Source organism: Streptococcus sp. HMSC065E03 (genome assembly GCF_001815045.1).
Classification (GTDB): Bacteria; Bacillota; Bacilli; order Lactobacillales; family Streptococcaceae; genus Streptococcus; species Streptococcus parasanguinis_AD.
In genome coordinates, this window is the sequence record NZ_KV818841.1 from 26,598 (window position 1) to 40,878 (window position 14,281).

The 14,281-nt window shown below is 41.0% G+C and carries 14 protein-coding genes; 1 reads left to right on the forward strand and 13 read right to left on the reverse strand.

Annotated features, from left to right (window positions below):
• Window positions 1-196 precede the first annotated feature (196 nt).
• From pepC to rsmH, 13 genes are all read right to left on the reverse strand, one after another.
• Window positions 197-1,531 (reverse strand): aminopeptidase C, encoded by a 1,335-nt coding sequence (gene pepC / locus HMPREF3002_RS01080; protein ID WP_009732326.1) that lies wholly within the window; start codon window positions 1,529-1,531, stop codon window positions 197-199.
• A 67-nt stretch (window positions 1,532-1,598) separates the two neighbouring features.
• Window positions 1,599-2,150, reverse strand: a complete 552-nt coding sequence (locus tag HMPREF3002_RS01085) for a GNAT family N-acetyltransferase (RefSeq protein WP_031575284.1) — start codon at window positions 2,148-2,150, stop codon at window positions 1,599-1,601.
• A gap of 209 nt (window positions 2,151-2,359) precedes the next feature.
• A complete protein-coding gene (nadE, locus tag HMPREF3002_RS01090; protein WP_049498843.1) occupies window positions 2,360-3,184 on the reverse strand; it encodes an ammonia-dependent NAD(+) synthetase in 825 nt (274 codons plus the stop codon).
• On the reverse strand, window positions 3,181-4,641 hold the full coding sequence (locus HMPREF3002_RS01095) for a nicotinate phosphoribosyltransferase (RefSeq protein ID WP_009732324.1): 1,461 nt from the start codon (window positions 4,639-4,641) through the stop codon (window positions 3,181-3,183). The genes nadE and HMPREF3002_RS01095 overlap by 4 nt, the downstream gene beginning before the upstream one ends.
• Window positions 4,642-4,779: 138 nt before the next feature.
• Window positions 4,780-5,691 carry a thioredoxin-disulfide reductase gene (gene trxB, locus HMPREF3002_RS01100; protein ID WP_003010366.1) on the reverse strand — a complete coding sequence of 304 codons (912 nt, stop codon included), beginning with the start codon at window positions 5,689-5,691 and terminating at the stop codon, window positions 4,780-4,782.
• A gap of 58 nt (window positions 5,692-5,749) precedes the next feature.
• Window positions 5,750-5,977, reverse strand: a complete 228-nt coding sequence (locus HMPREF3002_RS01105; RefSeq protein ID WP_003003995.1) for a DUF4059 family protein — start codon at window positions 5,975-5,977, stop codon at window positions 5,750-5,752.
• 81 nt (window positions 5,978-6,058) lie between these two features.
• On the reverse strand, window positions 6,059-6,802 hold the full coding sequence (locus tag HMPREF3002_RS01110) for an amino acid ABC transporter ATP-binding protein (RefSeq protein ID WP_070664876.1): 744 nt from the start codon (window positions 6,800-6,802) through the stop codon (window positions 6,059-6,061).
• Window positions 6,802-7,602, reverse strand: a complete 801-nt coding sequence (locus HMPREF3002_RS01115; RefSeq protein ID WP_024054761.1) for an amino acid ABC transporter permease — start codon at window positions 7,600-7,602, stop codon at window positions 6,802-6,804. The genes HMPREF3002_RS01110 and HMPREF3002_RS01115 overlap by 1 nt, the downstream gene beginning before the upstream one ends.
• Window positions 7,603-7,798: 196 nt before the next feature.
• A complete protein-coding gene (locus HMPREF3002_RS01120; RefSeq protein ID WP_070664913.1) occupies window positions 7,799-9,142 on the reverse strand; it encodes a DEAD/DEAH box helicase in 1,344 nt (447 codons plus the stop codon).
• Window positions 9,143-9,276: 134 nt separating this feature from the next.
• The gene (gene mraY, locus HMPREF3002_RS01125) at window positions 9,277-10,269 is read right to left on the reverse strand and encodes a phospho-N-acetylmuramoyl-pentapeptide-transferase (RefSeq protein ID WP_003014926.1); all 993 of its coding nucleotides are present in this window, start codon (window positions 10,267-10,269) and stop codon (window positions 9,277-9,279) included.
• Between the two features lies 1 nt (window position 10,270).
• Window positions 10,271-12,553 (reverse strand): penicillin-binding protein PBP2X, encoded by a 2,283-nt coding sequence (gene pbp2X / locus HMPREF3002_RS01130; RefSeq protein ID WP_070664878.1) that lies wholly within the window; start codon window positions 12,551-12,553, stop codon window positions 10,271-10,273.
• Window positions 12,546-12,881 (reverse strand): cell division protein FtsL, encoded by a 336-nt coding sequence (gene ftsL / locus HMPREF3002_RS01135; protein WP_070664880.1) that lies wholly within the window; start codon window positions 12,879-12,881, stop codon window positions 12,546-12,548. The genes pbp2X and ftsL overlap by 8 nt, the downstream gene beginning before the upstream one ends.
• An 11-nt stretch (window positions 12,882-12,892) precedes the next feature.
• Window positions 12,893-13,843, reverse strand: coding sequence for a 16S rRNA (cytosine(1402)-N(4))-methyltransferase RsmH (rsmH, locus tag HMPREF3002_RS01140; RefSeq protein WP_003010377.1), 951 nt, complete (start codon window positions 13,841-13,843; stop codon window positions 12,893-12,895).
• Between the two features lie 150 nt (window positions 13,844-13,993).
• On the opposite strand from rsmH, the gene HMPREF3002_RS01145 reads away from it, so the two are divergent.
• Window positions 13,994-14,173: a hypothetical protein gene (locus tag HMPREF3002_RS01145; RefSeq protein WP_070664882.1), complete on the forward strand. Its 180-nt coding sequence runs from the start codon at window positions 13,994-13,996 to the stop codon at window positions 14,171-14,173.
• The last annotated feature ends 108 nt before the right edge of the window (window positions 14,174-14,281 follow it).

Sequence of the window (14,281 nt, forward strand, 5' to 3'; positions counted from 1 at the left end):
ATACTGAAACTTTCCGCTGTGAGAAAAGTGCTTGAAACGTTATTGTTTCAGGCACTCGGAATTATTGAGACCTTAGACTCAATAATTAGTCATGGAACTTTAAAGAAGTTCGCTGACGTCCGTACTCACCTAAGGAAAGTTTTTAAGATATTTTGTCTTCAATCTGAAAAGAGCCTTTCGGCTCTTTTCTATATCATTATTTTGCTAAAGCTCCCATTGGATCCCACGGTGCTAGGACAATTGGTTCTGCTTCATAGGCTGCTAATTCGTCTGCTGTTAGGAATTCTTTACGAACCACGATTTGATAGGTATATTCATCCATCCAAGCATCAGAAGCCACAAAGTAACCATCTGTACCGACCTTGTCTCCCCATGAATTTTCAACCTTCCATTTACGAGGCTGACCTGCTTCGTCTAAATCAACCCCTGTCAAGACCATAGCGTGTGTCATGAGACTTTCTGCATAGTCCAAGCGACCCGCCTTGTCTTGTGTCAAATGAATGTCCATGCCTGCTTCAAAATCGTAGACATCTGTTGCCAGGATTCCGGCTTTACGGTTGCTGACTTGGCCTACATCTGAACCAAACCAGACAGTTTCTCCTGCTTTCATTTGAGCAATAGCTAATTCTTTCAATCGATCCATTGGAACATTTAGGTAGCGGACTGGACGGCTACCAACCACATTGCCCAGCATATCTACGGTGTAAGATTTTCCATATGGCTTATCTGTAGTTGGGGCATTGATAATGGAGACGTAATCGTCTAATTGAAGGTCTACATATTTTTTGTAGAAGCTTTGTGGAGTTAAGCCACTTTCGGTATGGAATTGGTTGTCCTTATCACGGTATGAAAAGTCAAATTCACGCGGAGGCAATCCTAAAGACATAGCCAAGAAGTTAAAGATTTCTTGCAACAACGCTTGTTTCTTGCTCGCAACTGCCTCACTATCTGCGCCTGAGTGAATCAAGTCACGCAAGATTTGCGCATCTTGACGCAAGAGTTTATTGAGGTAGGTGTTCAATTCCCGGCTATTACTTGAAGAAATCGATTCCGGATAAACTGATTTTGGAACCACTCCGTATTTCTCAAAGAGGGATACCACCATATCCCATTGACCACCATCTTGTTGTGGGGTTTGTAGGAGAAAAGCCACCTTACGGCTGGTCAATTCTTGATCTGCTGTAGCAATCACTTGCTCCAAAAACCAGTTTGATTTTTCATACTTATCCCAAAAGAAAGTATGTGCTTGAGACAATTCAAAATCCTCCAATTGGAAGCTTGAAATCATCTTGTGACGGAAGGTATTTAAAGCCGCAAACATCCAACAACGTCCAGATGCTTTTTGGTTTGTCACCTTATCCTTGGTCAAATCAAGTGAAAAAACTGGTGTATTTTCTACTGCACTCTTGCGCGTTTCAAGCGATGCATGGATCCCATTGTGGGTAACAGCATTTTCAAGAGCCGCATATTTCACATTTGCTTCATAATTAGCATAGAGCTGGTCTGTAAATTCTTTCGTTAATTCTGACATAGCAATCTCCTTTTTTCATTATTTACTATTATAATCCTTTGAGCAGAATCTTCAAGTAAAAATCACCCTATAGAGAGGGATTCTGTTTAGAATAGATGATTTTATCCCCGCAATATCCTTTGCGTTGAATGGCATGAGGGATGGTTTCTACATACTGCATTCCTGCCTTTTCCATGACTTTCCCTGAAGCAGGATTTAAACTGACATAAGTGGCTTTGATTTCTTTAAATCCGACTTTGTTCAATAAGAAATCCAAAACAGCTATGACGGCTTCTGTCATGAATCCCCGCCCCCAGAATTTCTTGCCAAGGATATAACCTAGCTCGCATGATTGACTTTCCTGGTCTTGAGAAACCACACTAATATCTCCAATTACCTGATCCAGTGATGTTTTCAAACAAAGCGCCCATTTATAAGTATCTGGTTTACGATACTGTTCGATCCATCTTTTGATCGATTCTCTGGTTCTCTCAGTAGATGCATGGGCATCCCAAGTGACATATTTCAGGGTTTCAGGATCCGAAGCCCAATTTTCAAACATCGCTGGTGCATCTTCCAAAACGAAAGGCCTCAAGTATAAATGCTCTGTCTCTATGACAAGACTTCCAAGATGATTCATAGATTGTCTCCCTTCATTTTTTCATGCAACTTGAACGTTGCAAGTTGGTTACTTTAATCTAGAAGAAAAGGACGGATGAAATCGCCCTTCTTTTTGATGCTTTTCACAATATTGTATGGTGAGACTACGAAATCGAACTCTGCGAGTTACCGATTTCTGTCTCGTTTTCCTATTTTAAGACTCGGGCTAAAAAGGTCCAGTGGACCTTTTTACTCCCAGAAATGATCAAATACTGTGATTGGCAGGTGGCGTTTGTGTTGGCCTTTGTACCACCATTTTTCAATAGTGGCTTGAGCTTCTGGGCTCACTTGTTTGCCTTCTAGGTAATCATCGATTTCATTATAGGTGACACCCAGCGCTACTTCGTCTGCTATTCCTGGTTTTTCTTCTTCCAAATCTGCAGTTGGGATTTTCTCATAGAGAGCAGGATCAGCTCCCAAGGCTTTAAGCAATTGTTTTCCTTGGCGCTTGTTCAAACGGAAAAGGGGTAAAATATCTGCACCACCATCTCCAAATTTTGTGAAGAAACCTGTAATATTTTCCGCTGCATGGTCCGTCCCAATAACGGCTCCACTCCGCGCACCTGCTAAAACATACTGAGCAATCATGCGACTGCGAGCCTTGATATTGCCTTTGTTAAAATCAGAAACCTCTGTTCCAGTCGCTTCTACTGCTCGTACCATTTCGTCAGCAGACTCCTTGATATTCACAACCAGGCTAACATCCGGCTGGATAAAGGCCAATGCTTTTTGTGCATCTGCTTCATCTGCCTGTACCCCATAAGGAAGACGAACGGCAATAAATTGATAGGAGGCATCTCCTGTTTCTGCGCGCATTTCTTCCATGGCCAATTGAGCTAATCGTCCAGCAAGAGTTGAATCTTGCCCTCCTGAGATCCCTAATACAAATGTTTTCAAGAAGGGATGTTTTTTTAGATATCTTTTTAAGAAATCAACCGAGCGGCGAATCTCTTCCTGAGGATCAATGCTAGGCTTGACACCCAATTGTTGGATAATCTCTTCTTGCAAACTCATTTTGCTTCTCCTTCTCCATTGGCCTTGTTACGCATTTCCTCGATCAGGTCCATCTTATCCTGCCAAATATCTTTGGCCAAGTCAACTGGGTAATGCTGTGGATTGAGGACGCGCTTGTATTCATCCCATAATTGATCGTAATTTTTACGAGCATATTCTTGAATTTCTGATAATGTTGGCAGTTGATAAACCAATTGACCCTCTTTAAAAATATCCACTAAAAGAGGAATCGCCTCAAAGTTTCGGACTGTTTTATTAATGTAGGTATAAGTTGGATGGAACATTTTAAGTTCTGTCAGATGTGAAACATCTACTCCATCATAAGTGATGTAGTCCCCTTCTGACTTACCTTTTTCACGGCTCGTAATCCGCCAGACTTGCTTTTTACCTGGAGTAGAAACTTTCTCTGCATTATTGGAAAGCTTGATAGTATTGATCATCTCTCCTGCTTCGTTTTCAACAGAGACAATTTTGTATACCGCTCCAAGTGCTGGTTGATCGTAAGCTGTAATTAACTTGGTTCCTACACCCCAAACATCAATTTTTGCTTTTTGCATTTTTAAGTTGAGGATGGTATTTTCATCCAAGTCATTAGAAGCGTAGATTTTAGCATTTGTAAACCCAGCCTCATCTAATTGCTGGCGGACCTTTTTAGAAATATAGGCAATATCTCCTGAGTCAATCCGGACGCCTAGGAAATTGATTTTATCTCCCATTTCACGTGCTACCTGAATAGCTGCTGGTACCCCAATACGAAGGGTATCATAGGTATCGACGAGGAAGACACAATCTTTATGGGTTTCCGCATAAGCCCTAAAGGCCTGGTAGTCATTTCCATAAACCTGTACAAGAGAATGGGCATGAGTTCCTAAAACTGGGATTCCAAAGAGTTTTCCTGCACGAACATTACTAGTCCCATTGGCCCCTCCGATGACTGCCGCACGAGTGCCCCAAATGGCCGCATCCATTTCTTGCGCACGACGGGTTCCAAATTCCATCAAAGGCTCATCTTCAATGACTGAACGAATACGAGCAGCTTTTGTGGCTATCAAGGTTTGAAAGTTGACGATATTCAAAAGGGCTGTTTCCACCAATTGACACTGAGCCAGAGGGCCCTCTACCTGAACAATTGGTTCATTCGCAAAGACTAAGTCTCCTTCTTGAGCCGAGCGTACCGTCAATTCCAACTTGAGATCACGGAGATATTCCAAGAAGGCCCCATGATAACCAAGTGACTCTAAATAGGCAATATCACTCTCAGAAAAACTCAAGTTTTCCAAGTATTTCACAATTCTCTCTAAGCCAGCAAATACTGCGTAGCCGTTTTTAAAAGGCTGTTGACGAAAATAGACTTCAAATACGGCATGTTTATTGTGGATACCTTGATTAAAATAGACCTGCATCATATTGATTTGGTATAAATCAGTATGCAAGGTTAAACTGTCATCTGGATACATATGTATACCTCTTTTTTATAGATTTGTTCTATGAATTCCTACCATAAAATTAGTACCATTATAGCACATTTCAGTCCTATTGAATACTGAAAGGAAAGAATGAAAAAAATCTGAGACAGGAAGCTCAGATTTTTTGGATTAAAAGTTTTCTGTGATATATTTATAAACTTCTTGGCCAGCAATCGCACCGTCTCCGACGGCTGTCGTCACTTGACGCAAATCTTTTTGACGAACATCGCCAACTGCAAAAATACCTGGGACTGTGGTTCTCATATGATCATCCGTGACCACCCAGCCATTTTCATCTAAAATACCAAGTTCTGTCGCAAATTCACTGACAGGATCTAAACCGACATAGATAAAGACACCACCGAAGGCTTGCTCTCTAACCTCTCCTGTCTTCACATCTTTTAAAAGGACAGACGTTACTTTTTGTTCACCCTTAATTTCTTCAACAACTGTATTCCAAGCAAAGTGAATTTTATCATTGGCAAAGGCACGATCTTGAAGAACTTTTTGAGCACGCAATTGATCACGACGATGGGCAATGGTCACTGTTTTTGCAAACTGAGTCAAAAAAACAGCTTCTTCTACCGCAGAATCACCTCCACCAACGACCAAGAGATCCTCGTCTCTAAAGAAAGCTCCATCACAAACAGCACAGTAGGAAACCCCTCTACTATTTAGCTCCTCTTCACCAGGGACATTCAATGAACGGTGGTTAGACCCTGTTGCAATCACCACGGTTTTAGCTTCAAATTCCCCATCATCTGTGACAATCTTTTTGGTTGCTCCGTGGTCTTCGATGCGCTCTACCTGTCCAAACAAATGTTCCACACCAAGATTTTCTAAAGGCTCAAACATTTTTTCAGCCAAGTCTGGGCCACTAATATTCGCATAGCCAGGATAGTTTTCAATGTCAGACGTATTGTTCATTTGACCGCCTGGAATTCCTCTCTCAATCAATGCGACCTTTAAATTGCTTCGTGCTGCATAAAGGGCAGCAGTCATCCCTGCAGGACCCGCTCCAATAATCACTGTATCAAACATACTCAACCTCTTTCTGTTTTGTTGTAACCATTATAATTCTAACACGGTCTTTTTGCAATTATCGTGCTTGAAAGATAAACAAAATCCCTATGACCGCAAAGGTTAAAATAGGAATCGTCATGATATCAATTAAGAGGATATCATACAAATGGGCTTGTCGTTGCTTGGCTGTTTTATCTTTCTTCTTAAGGGCACGGTAGCCAATCCAAATACAAGAAGCGATCCCAACTAAAATCGTTGTCGTCACTAAACTTTGTAAATATAAGGACAATAATTTATTTAACATCACGACTCCAAATATTTTTACATTTTCAGAAAACAAACCCAGCTAGCATCGCCAGCTGAGTCTTACCTCTCCTCTATTATATCAAACATAGGTCCGTTTGTAACTAGCAAAGAATTCTTTTGTCCGTTCTTCTTTTGGATGTTGCATGATTTCCTCTGGTGTTCCAGATTCAATAATCCGTCCTTTATCCAAAAATAAGACCTTATCTGCTACTTGCGCTACAAAAGACATATCATGACTGACCAGTACCATGGTTTGTCCTGATTTTGCTGCATTGGCAATGGATTTTTCAACTTCTCCAACCAATTCTGGATCCAAGGCTGAAGTCGGTTCATCCAACAAAAGAACTTCTGGTTTCATAGCCAAGGCACGGGCCAAAGCCACCCGTTGTTTTTGTCCACCTGAGAGGTGACGAGGATAGTGATTTTCACGATCCGATAAACCGACTTTTGCCAGTTCTTCTCGAGCAATTTTCGTTGCTTCTTGATCGGATAAGCCCTTCACAACAACGAGCCCTTCTTTCACATTTTCAAGGGCTGTTTTTCTACCAAACAAATTAAACTGTTGGAACACCATGGCCAATTTTCTTCTTAAGGTTAAGATTTGATCTTGAGTAATGTGCTCAAAATCAACTTCGAAATCATCAATCTTAATTCTACCACTATCTGGTGCTTCCAAATAGTTTAAACTGCGTAAGAAGGTTGATTTACCAGCTCCCGAAGACCCGATTAGGGCCACGACTTCCCCTTTTTGAATTTCTAAACTTAGATTATTTAAAACCTTTTGACCTGAAAATGTCTTTGATAATTCTGAAATATAAATCATTAGATCCGGACCTCCTGATCTGGTAAATCAATTGCTACGGGAGTCTCAATATCCAGTCGACGTTCAATGTGACGGCCTAGTATTTCAATGAGAATGTTCACAATCCAGTAAACAATCGATACCGTGATAAAGCGTTCAAAGTACTTCAAATCGCTCCCCCCAATAATCCGTGCTTGGGCAAAAATTTCAACCACACTGGCACTAAAGGCTAGCGAAGTCCCCTTGGTCAATCCGATGAGAGAGTTGATTAAAGTAGGAGTTGCAACGACTGCTGCATTGGGAATAATAATCCGGCGATAAACTTGACGGTTGGTCATCCCAAGACTACGCGCTGCCTCAATTTCACCAGGATCCACTGATAAAATGGCTGCCCGGATGGTCTCACTCGCATAAGCCGCCTCATTAAAGGCAAGAGCAACAATTGCAAACAGCTCAGCCGGAATGGCATTAATATTAAAAGCTGTTCCATAAGACTGATTGATCGCTTTTAAAATAAGAGGAATCCCATAATAGGTCAACATCAACTGAACCAACAAAGGAGTCCCCCGTAAAAAACTGACAAAAACAGCTTGAATCGGGTAAAGAATTCGTACACGATTAATTTTGACCAGAGCAAAAATCATGGCAAAAATAATCCCAAAAAATGCACCTCCTAGGGCTAATAAAATCGTCACAGGCAATTTCCCTATGACTGCCGGAAATGCATCCAATACGGCTCTCAAACTAAACAGCTTACTATCTGGAACGTGTTTTAAAAAGTCAGCATACCAGTTGGCAGCTAAAAGATTAGTTGTAAACATTTTTGTTACTTCCTTTCTCGAACATAAACATTCTATCACATTCACTATCGGAATTCCAAAAATTGCTACAGAAATAGAAAAATGATAGACTACTCAAATTTAGTCTATCATAATTTTAGACAAGTTCCTAATAGTTTTTCTTTATGGAGTTCATAAAGAAAATCTATGTTTTCTTCTGAACATTTGAAAGAAGGGGTTAGAAAGTTTGACGTTTGGCCTTTCGTTCTGCCCGACCACGCGCACGGTTTTCAGCTCGCTTAGCTTTTCTCCTCTTTTCATCAACTGCCCATTTGATTTTTTTCTTGTAGCCTGGTTTGATTTTTTTCTTTTTCTTCTTCACCAGACCAATCATTTCAATGTCGAGTTTCTCTTGCTTTTTCTCACGATTCGCTCGTCTGTCCCGATCATAAGTATCTTCAATAACCCCATTTTTCAACACTTTCGGTACGAAACGAATGCCCATTTTTTCTAGTTCACGGATATCTGAATCATCACTCGGTTGATAAAGAGTAATAGCGACACCCGGTAGACCATTGCGTCCTGTCCGACCGACACGGTGAACGAAGAATGAAAGATCTTGTGGAATAGCATCATTGATGACATGACTCACCCCTTCGATATCAATTCCACGCGCCGCCAAATCTGTGGCCACAATATACTCAAAATCAAGATTTTTAACCTGATTCATGATCCGTTTCCGTTCACGTGGTTGGATATCTCCGTGAATCTTCGCCACTTTTAATCCTTGAGCCACTAAATAGGCATGGAGATCATCTGCTCTCGTTTTGGTATTAACGAAAATCATAGCCAAATAAGGTTGCAAGGTCTTGGTCAATTGGTAAATTTGCTCATTTTTATCCCGACCCTTGGTCGAAACCAGCCAATTATCGATGGTATCTGAAATCACCGTCTTGGTCTTAATCTGCTCCATGACTGGGTTTGAGAGATATTTTTTCAAGAAAGGTTGTAATTTCTGCGGAATGGTGGCTGAAAAAACTAAAAATTGCAGTTGTTGCGGAAGTCTTGAAGCAATCTTATCCACGGTTGACAAGAATCCCATGTCCAGTGTCATGTCCGCCTCATCTACCACAAAAGTATGGGCTTTATGAATAGCCAGATCACCAGATGCAACCAGGTCATAAATTCGGCCTGGAGTTCCAATCACGATATGTGGTTGTTTGACCTGGAGTTTTTCAATCTGACGGCTTTTATCCGTTCCTCCAACATAATTCACAATCCGAATCTCTTTTTCAGAATGACTAGCGATTTGACGAGCAGCTTGGTAAATTTGCGTTGCCAACTCCCGACTAGGAGCCGTGATGACCGCTTCAACTTGTTGGCTGTCTTCGTTTAACGTTTGAAAAATCGGTAAGAGAAAAGTATGGGTTTTCCCAGAACCTGTCTTTGATTCTCCCACTAAATCATTTCCAGCTAGGACAATCGGAATTAGCTTTTCCTGTACTTCGGTTGCTTCTCTAAAATTGATTTCTTTCAGCGCCTCTTGAATATAGGGCTTAAAATTAAACTCTGTAAATTTCATTTTCTCAGTTCCTTTCATGATCTCTATTATTATATCAGAAAAGCTGTCTTCTTGCTTCTCTTATGAGTCATTTTTCCTAACCAGCGAATTCTCTCTGAGTCAGTAAAAAAACGATGGGCAAGCCCACCGTCGTTTTATAGGTAGAGAAGGACTAGAGTCACGACACTTGTTACCAAGGCAATGGACCACATAAAGGCATCCACTTTCCATTCTGACCAGTTTTGGCCATTTCCAGAAAGACCACCCAGTTCTAAATGATGGTGGAAAGGAGTCATTCGGAAAATCCGACGTCCTTCTCCGTAGCGTTTCTTGGTCCATTTGAAATAGGTCACTTGTAGCATCACAGAACCTGTTTCAATGACATAGACCAGACCAATCAGGAGCAGCGTCCACTCGACATGCAGAGCCATTGACAAGGCTGCAAGCATCCCTCCAAGAGCTAGACTACCGACATCTCCCATAAAGATTTTAGCTGGCTTGTGGTTGAAGACAAAAAATCCAAGCAAGGCCCCAATCATACTCAAAGTCACAAAGAGAATGTCCCATTTTCCTTGCATATAGGCAATAAAGGAATAAGCACTCAGGCTAATAGCAACGGAGATGCTGGCTAATCCATCAATCCCATCTGTCAAATTGACCGCGTTTGAAAAACCAACCAACCAAAATAAAGCAAAGAGAATGTAGAAATGGCCCAAGTAAAGATCGTAACCAAAGACATTTAAAAGGCTTCCTGCACCGTGGCGTTCAGAAAAAATATAGAAGATGATTCCACCAACAAGTTGAAGGGCCAATTTTTGTTTTGGATTGAGACCTTCATTAATCTTACGAAAAACTTTTAAAAAGTCATCCAAAAATCCAACAATTCCATATAGAATCAAGATAAATAGAATAAGTTGAACAGGGCGCGTGAAATTTCCAGTCAATACGGTAACGACAAAACTAACTAGAACGGCTGTAATGAGAAATACAACTCCACCCATTGTCGGAGTGCCAGCTTTCGCTTTGTGTTGTTTCACATCTTCGTGCATTTGTTGCCCGGAAATATGAGCACGATGGTAAAATCGAATAAAGGCTGGAATAGCAGCCACTGTTAATAGAAACGATACAAGGATCGTAGCAATATACATCTTAGTCTCCTAATGTTAACGTAATCTTTTTAGTTTTATTAAGTGAGGTGTTCATTTTGACACTTTGTTTGGTTACTTTCTTTCCACTACCTTTATAGGTAATCTCAATTCCAGTCCATTCTCCAAAGATGTCCGCATTTTTCTTTGTCCAACCGTACATATCTGGAACCGCATCAAAGTCTTCTGTCAATAACAATACTTGCTGATTGGCTTTGACTTTAGAGCCTACATCCACAGACATCTTGCGGATATTTTTCCCGGTTCCTAGGACAATTGGTTGCACCAAATTGCGACGCAATTCCTCTGAATAAGCACCTGGGCTCAGATTTTGTTTCAGATTCAACTCCTTAGAGAGAGTTTCTACTGAAGGGATTTTGTAGGTCGTTTCTTTGGTCACATCATCCAAAGTTGGTGCCTCTGATGTTAGATGCAATTCGTCTTTTAAAGCAACTGCATCTTCCAAAATAGGATTGACCAGCTCTTCCCAGCTGGTGAATGAGAATTTCACTTCTGGTTGTTGGACCGTCACATACATGATGAATTCAGGATCTTCTGCAGGTGTCATGGCTACAACCGAGTAGATATAATCATTTTCTCCTTGCAAGTATCCTTGATCTGTCGCCATTTGGGCAGTCCCTGATTTCACCGCAACGTTTTGACCGGGTACCTGAATGATGGGTCCATCACTGTACAAGGTTCCATACTCTGGATCTGTTCCGACGGTGATCATATAGTTCCGTGTCTGTTGTGCAGCTGATCCTGAAACTGGTTTTCCAACAACTTCTTTTTTTGATTTGCGGGCTGTGTCTGATTTTTTATCGTAAATAGCACTAATAAACTTCGGCTCCAACATTTGTCCATCATTAGCGATGGCACTAAAGGCCCGTAACATTTGAGTTTGACTGACGGAAATCCCTTGACCAAAAGAAGACATGGCTTGACTGACATAGTTATCCCCTGGAAGACCCCCGTAAGCTTCATTTCCCATTCCAAAACGGGTCGGAAGACCGAATTTAAAGCGGGTTAAGTAGTCCATCCAGACAGCATTTCCCATCTTTTGCTCCAAGCGGGTCATCCCCACGTTACTTGAGTAAGCAAAGCCTTGTGCGATATTCATATAGCGACCTTCAGACAGTCCCATATTGACATCCCAGTCACGGATCGTCGCATCTTTTACTTGTAGTTCGTTACTGTAGTATACTTCATTATAGGCTGGGAAGGTTCCATGATCAATCGCCGAAGCTAATAACATGACCTTCATGGTTGAACCTGGTTCATATTGATCTTGATACAGGATGGTATTCCAGGTTTTCAAGTTTTTCAGATCCAGCCCTTGTTTGGTATCCGCATTATAGGTTGGACGTTGCGTTGTCGCCAGGATTTCTCCAGTTTTTGCACTCACAAGAGTCGCACTAACATACTTTCCTTTTACTTTTTCTTGGAAAACATCCATTCGCGTCTCAAGGTAGGTTTGTAATTCTGCTGAAATGGTCGTATAGACATCTTTTCCATCTTCTGTTTTGACAGAAACCTTATCTGAACCAGGAACGATATTGCCGTTTCGGTCTTTGTCATAGGTGATAACCCCATTTTGACCAGCGAGAATGCGATCGAGGGATTTCTCCATCCCTGATTGCCCCTTCAGGGTTTTATTCCCCTCTTTATCTTCTTGAAGAGAGGCCTGACCTATAAATTGAGAAGCAAAAACTCCATTTTTATAGCTTCGATTTGGACTAGTTGTAAAGGCAACCCCTTCAATCTTCGCCGCTTCCATGGCCTCACGGATGACCGTCATATTGCTATAAGTTATACCGTTTCCGTTCGACCCAAAAGAAACCTGTTTCAATTTCTTTTGCGACAACTGTTGAATGACGTAATCCTCATCCATCCCTAAGTACTGCTTAAAGATTTCTGCAACTTTTTTAAATTGGCTCTCTTCTACATAGAGGATTTTCCCGGTTGCTGATTTGTACTTTTTATCAATAATGGCATAAACATTATAGGTCGTCGCATCTTCAGCAATTACTGCTCCATTTCGGTCATAGATCGTTCCACGTTTTGCAGGAACAATAACCGTCTGCTCATGGACTTTTTTTGCTTGATCCGATAAGGTCACACCGAATTTTTTGTCAGTCCCAATAATCATTGCAAAATTAATCAGAAAGAGAAAAAAGAGGAAAATCGCCAGTACACTGAGATTTTTCCCAACTTGTTTTCGATTCTGATCCGGCAAGCGACGTTTCTTTATCGAATACCTGATTAAAAATTTTTTAAATTTATTCATCACTACTTGCACTCACTGTTTTTCGATTTTCTTTTTGCAGCTTCATTCCTTGGGAGCTAGCCAACTTTGATAAACGATCATAACGTGTTAATTCATTGACCTCTTGACGAACATCTGCCAATTCCGTCTTTTTGGCTTCTAGTTCCGTATTCAAATCAGTCAATTCACTTTGAACTTGTAAAATCCGTGTCTGCATAAAGACGATACTAATGGCTAAAATCACAGCTGTTAGGACAATCGACCCATAAAAAGCCTTTTCTACTCTAGAGAAACGGCGAAAGCGGTCTTGCAGTACCTGTGTTCTTGTTCTCTCATCTCTTGCTGCCATATCAATTCCTCTTACTTGTGTATTTTTCGAGCAACCCGTAATTTTGCTGAATGAGATCGATTATTTTCCTCAAGCTCTTCTTCACTTGGCAAAATAGGTTTCCGGTTGACTAACTCCATCTTTGGTTTCAAATCATCTGGAATAAAGGGAAGTCCTTTTGGAACCTCAACCGTCGAAGCTTCTTTAAACAATTGTTTGGTCAATCGATCCTCTAACGAATGAAAGGTAATCACAGAAATACGACCATCGAGGGCCAACAAATCCATAGCTTGCTGAATCGATTCATCCGCCGCTCCCAGTTCATCATTGACTTCGATACGAATGGCTTGGAAGATCTGTTTAGCAGGATGACCCTTTTTCTTGAGCTCCTTAGCTGGTTTAGCAGATTTAATAATCTCTGCTAATTCAGTCGTCGTTTCAATCGGTTTAATTGCTCGTGCTTGCTCAATTTTCCGCGCAATTTGCTTGGAAAATTTGTCCTCTCCATATTTGAAAAAAATGCGAACTAGATCATGGTAATCGTAGCTATTGACGACCTCATAGGCTGTTAAGGAAGCTTCTTGATTCATCCGCATGTCCAACGGCGCATCTTTCTTGTAAGAAAATCCACGTTCCCGTTCATCTAACTGAGGACTAGAGACACCTAGGTCATAACAGATTCCATCAATTTCAGTCACACCCAATTCGTTTAGACGTTCCTTCAAATGACGAAAGTTATCCTTAATGAAGGTCACCATGCCTTTCTCAATGAAAGGTGCCAAACGAATCTTAGCATTCTCAATCGCATGCTGATCTTGGTCAAAGGCATAGAGATGGCCTGATTCATTTAATTTTGTTAACAAATATTCGCTGTGGCCTGCCCCACCCAATGTGGCGTCTACATAGATCCCATCTGGCTTAACATCCAGCATATCGATCGTTTCATGAAGCAAAACCGTTACATGATGAAATTCTTTACTCATATCTTTACTATTTTACCACAAATGGGACCAAGATGCACTCCTGAAAGAAAATTCACTAACTAATCCTATCTGACCTTTTCGAATCCTACAAAATACCTAGGAAGGCTTGATTTCACTTGTTTCCTCTAGGATTTATGATACAATATTCTTATGAAAATAAGAAAACAGATTCTCATCCCACTTTTATTGGTCGATGCTATCGCTCTCTACTTTTTTCTAACCACTATTGAGGCTTGGATTTTTTGGCTTGCTGCCCTGATCCTAGTCGGATCACTTTGGTGGCTTAAAAAAGCTATTCACGGACAAAAAACAGAGATGGAAGAAAAGTAATTTCTTCCATCTCTGTTTTTCTTTTGTTTCCTCCAAGAAATTCCTTAAAAGAAGTAACCGAGCTCTGAAATAGTAAAGAGAGTGGGACAGAAATCGGTCATTCGTTAG

What these genes read in the sequence shown, in the direction of transcription:
- ftsL (WP_070664880.1), bottom strand. Translation starts at nt 12,881, where the DNA reads ATGGCAGCAAGAGATGAGAGAACAAGAACACAGGTACTGCAAGACCGC.
- trxB (WP_003010366.1), bottom strand. Translation starts at nt 5,691, where the DNA reads ATGTTTGATACAGTGATTATTGGAGCGGGTCCTGCAGGGATGACTGCT.
- HMPREF3002_RS01120 (WP_070664913.1), bottom strand. Translation starts at nt 9,142, where the DNA reads ATGAAATTTACAGAGTTTAATTTTAAGCCCTATATTCAAGAGGCGCTG.
- HMPREF3002_RS01115 (WP_024054761.1), bottom strand. Translation starts at nt 7,602, where the DNA reads ATGTTTACAACTAATCTTTTAGCTGCCAACTGGTATGCTGACTTTTTA.
- HMPREF3002_RS01145 (WP_070664882.1), top strand. Translation starts at nt 13,994, where the DNA reads ATGAAAATAAGAAAACAGATTCTCATCCCACTTTTATTGGTCGATGCT.
- pbp2X (WP_070664878.1), bottom strand. Translation starts at nt 12,553, where the DNA reads ATGAATAAATTTAAAAAATTTTTAATCAGGTATTCGATAAAGAAACGT.
- HMPREF3002_RS01095 (WP_009732324.1), bottom strand. Translation starts at nt 4,641, where the DNA reads ATGTATCCAGATGACAGTTTAACCTTGCATACTGATTTATACCAAATC.
- HMPREF3002_RS01085 (WP_031575284.1), bottom strand. Translation starts at nt 2,150, where the DNA reads ATGAATCATCTTGGAAGTCTTGTCATAGAGACAGAGCATTTATACTTG.
- HMPREF3002_RS01105 (WP_003003995.1), bottom strand. Translation starts at nt 5,977, where the DNA reads ATGTTAAATAAATTATTGTCCTTATATTTACAAAGTTTAGTGACGACA.
- mraY (WP_003014926.1), bottom strand. Translation starts at nt 10,269, where the DNA reads ATGTATATTGCTACGATCCTTGTATCGTTTCTATTAACAGTGGCTGCT.
- pepC (WP_009732326.1), bottom strand. Translation starts at nt 1,531, where the DNA reads ATGTCAGAATTAACGAAAGAATTTACAGACCAGCTCTATGCTAATTAT.
- HMPREF3002_RS01110 (WP_070664876.1), bottom strand. Translation starts at nt 6,802, where the DNA reads ATGATTTATATTTCAGAATTATCAAAGACATTTTCAGGTCAAAAGGTT.
- nadE (WP_049498843.1), bottom strand. Translation starts at nt 3,184, where the DNA reads ATGAGTTTGCAAGAAGAGATTATCCAACAATTGGGTGTCAAGCCTAGC.
- rsmH (WP_003010377.1), bottom strand. Translation starts at nt 13,843, where the DNA reads ATGAGTAAAGAATTTCATCATGTAACGGTTTTGCTTCATGAAACGATC.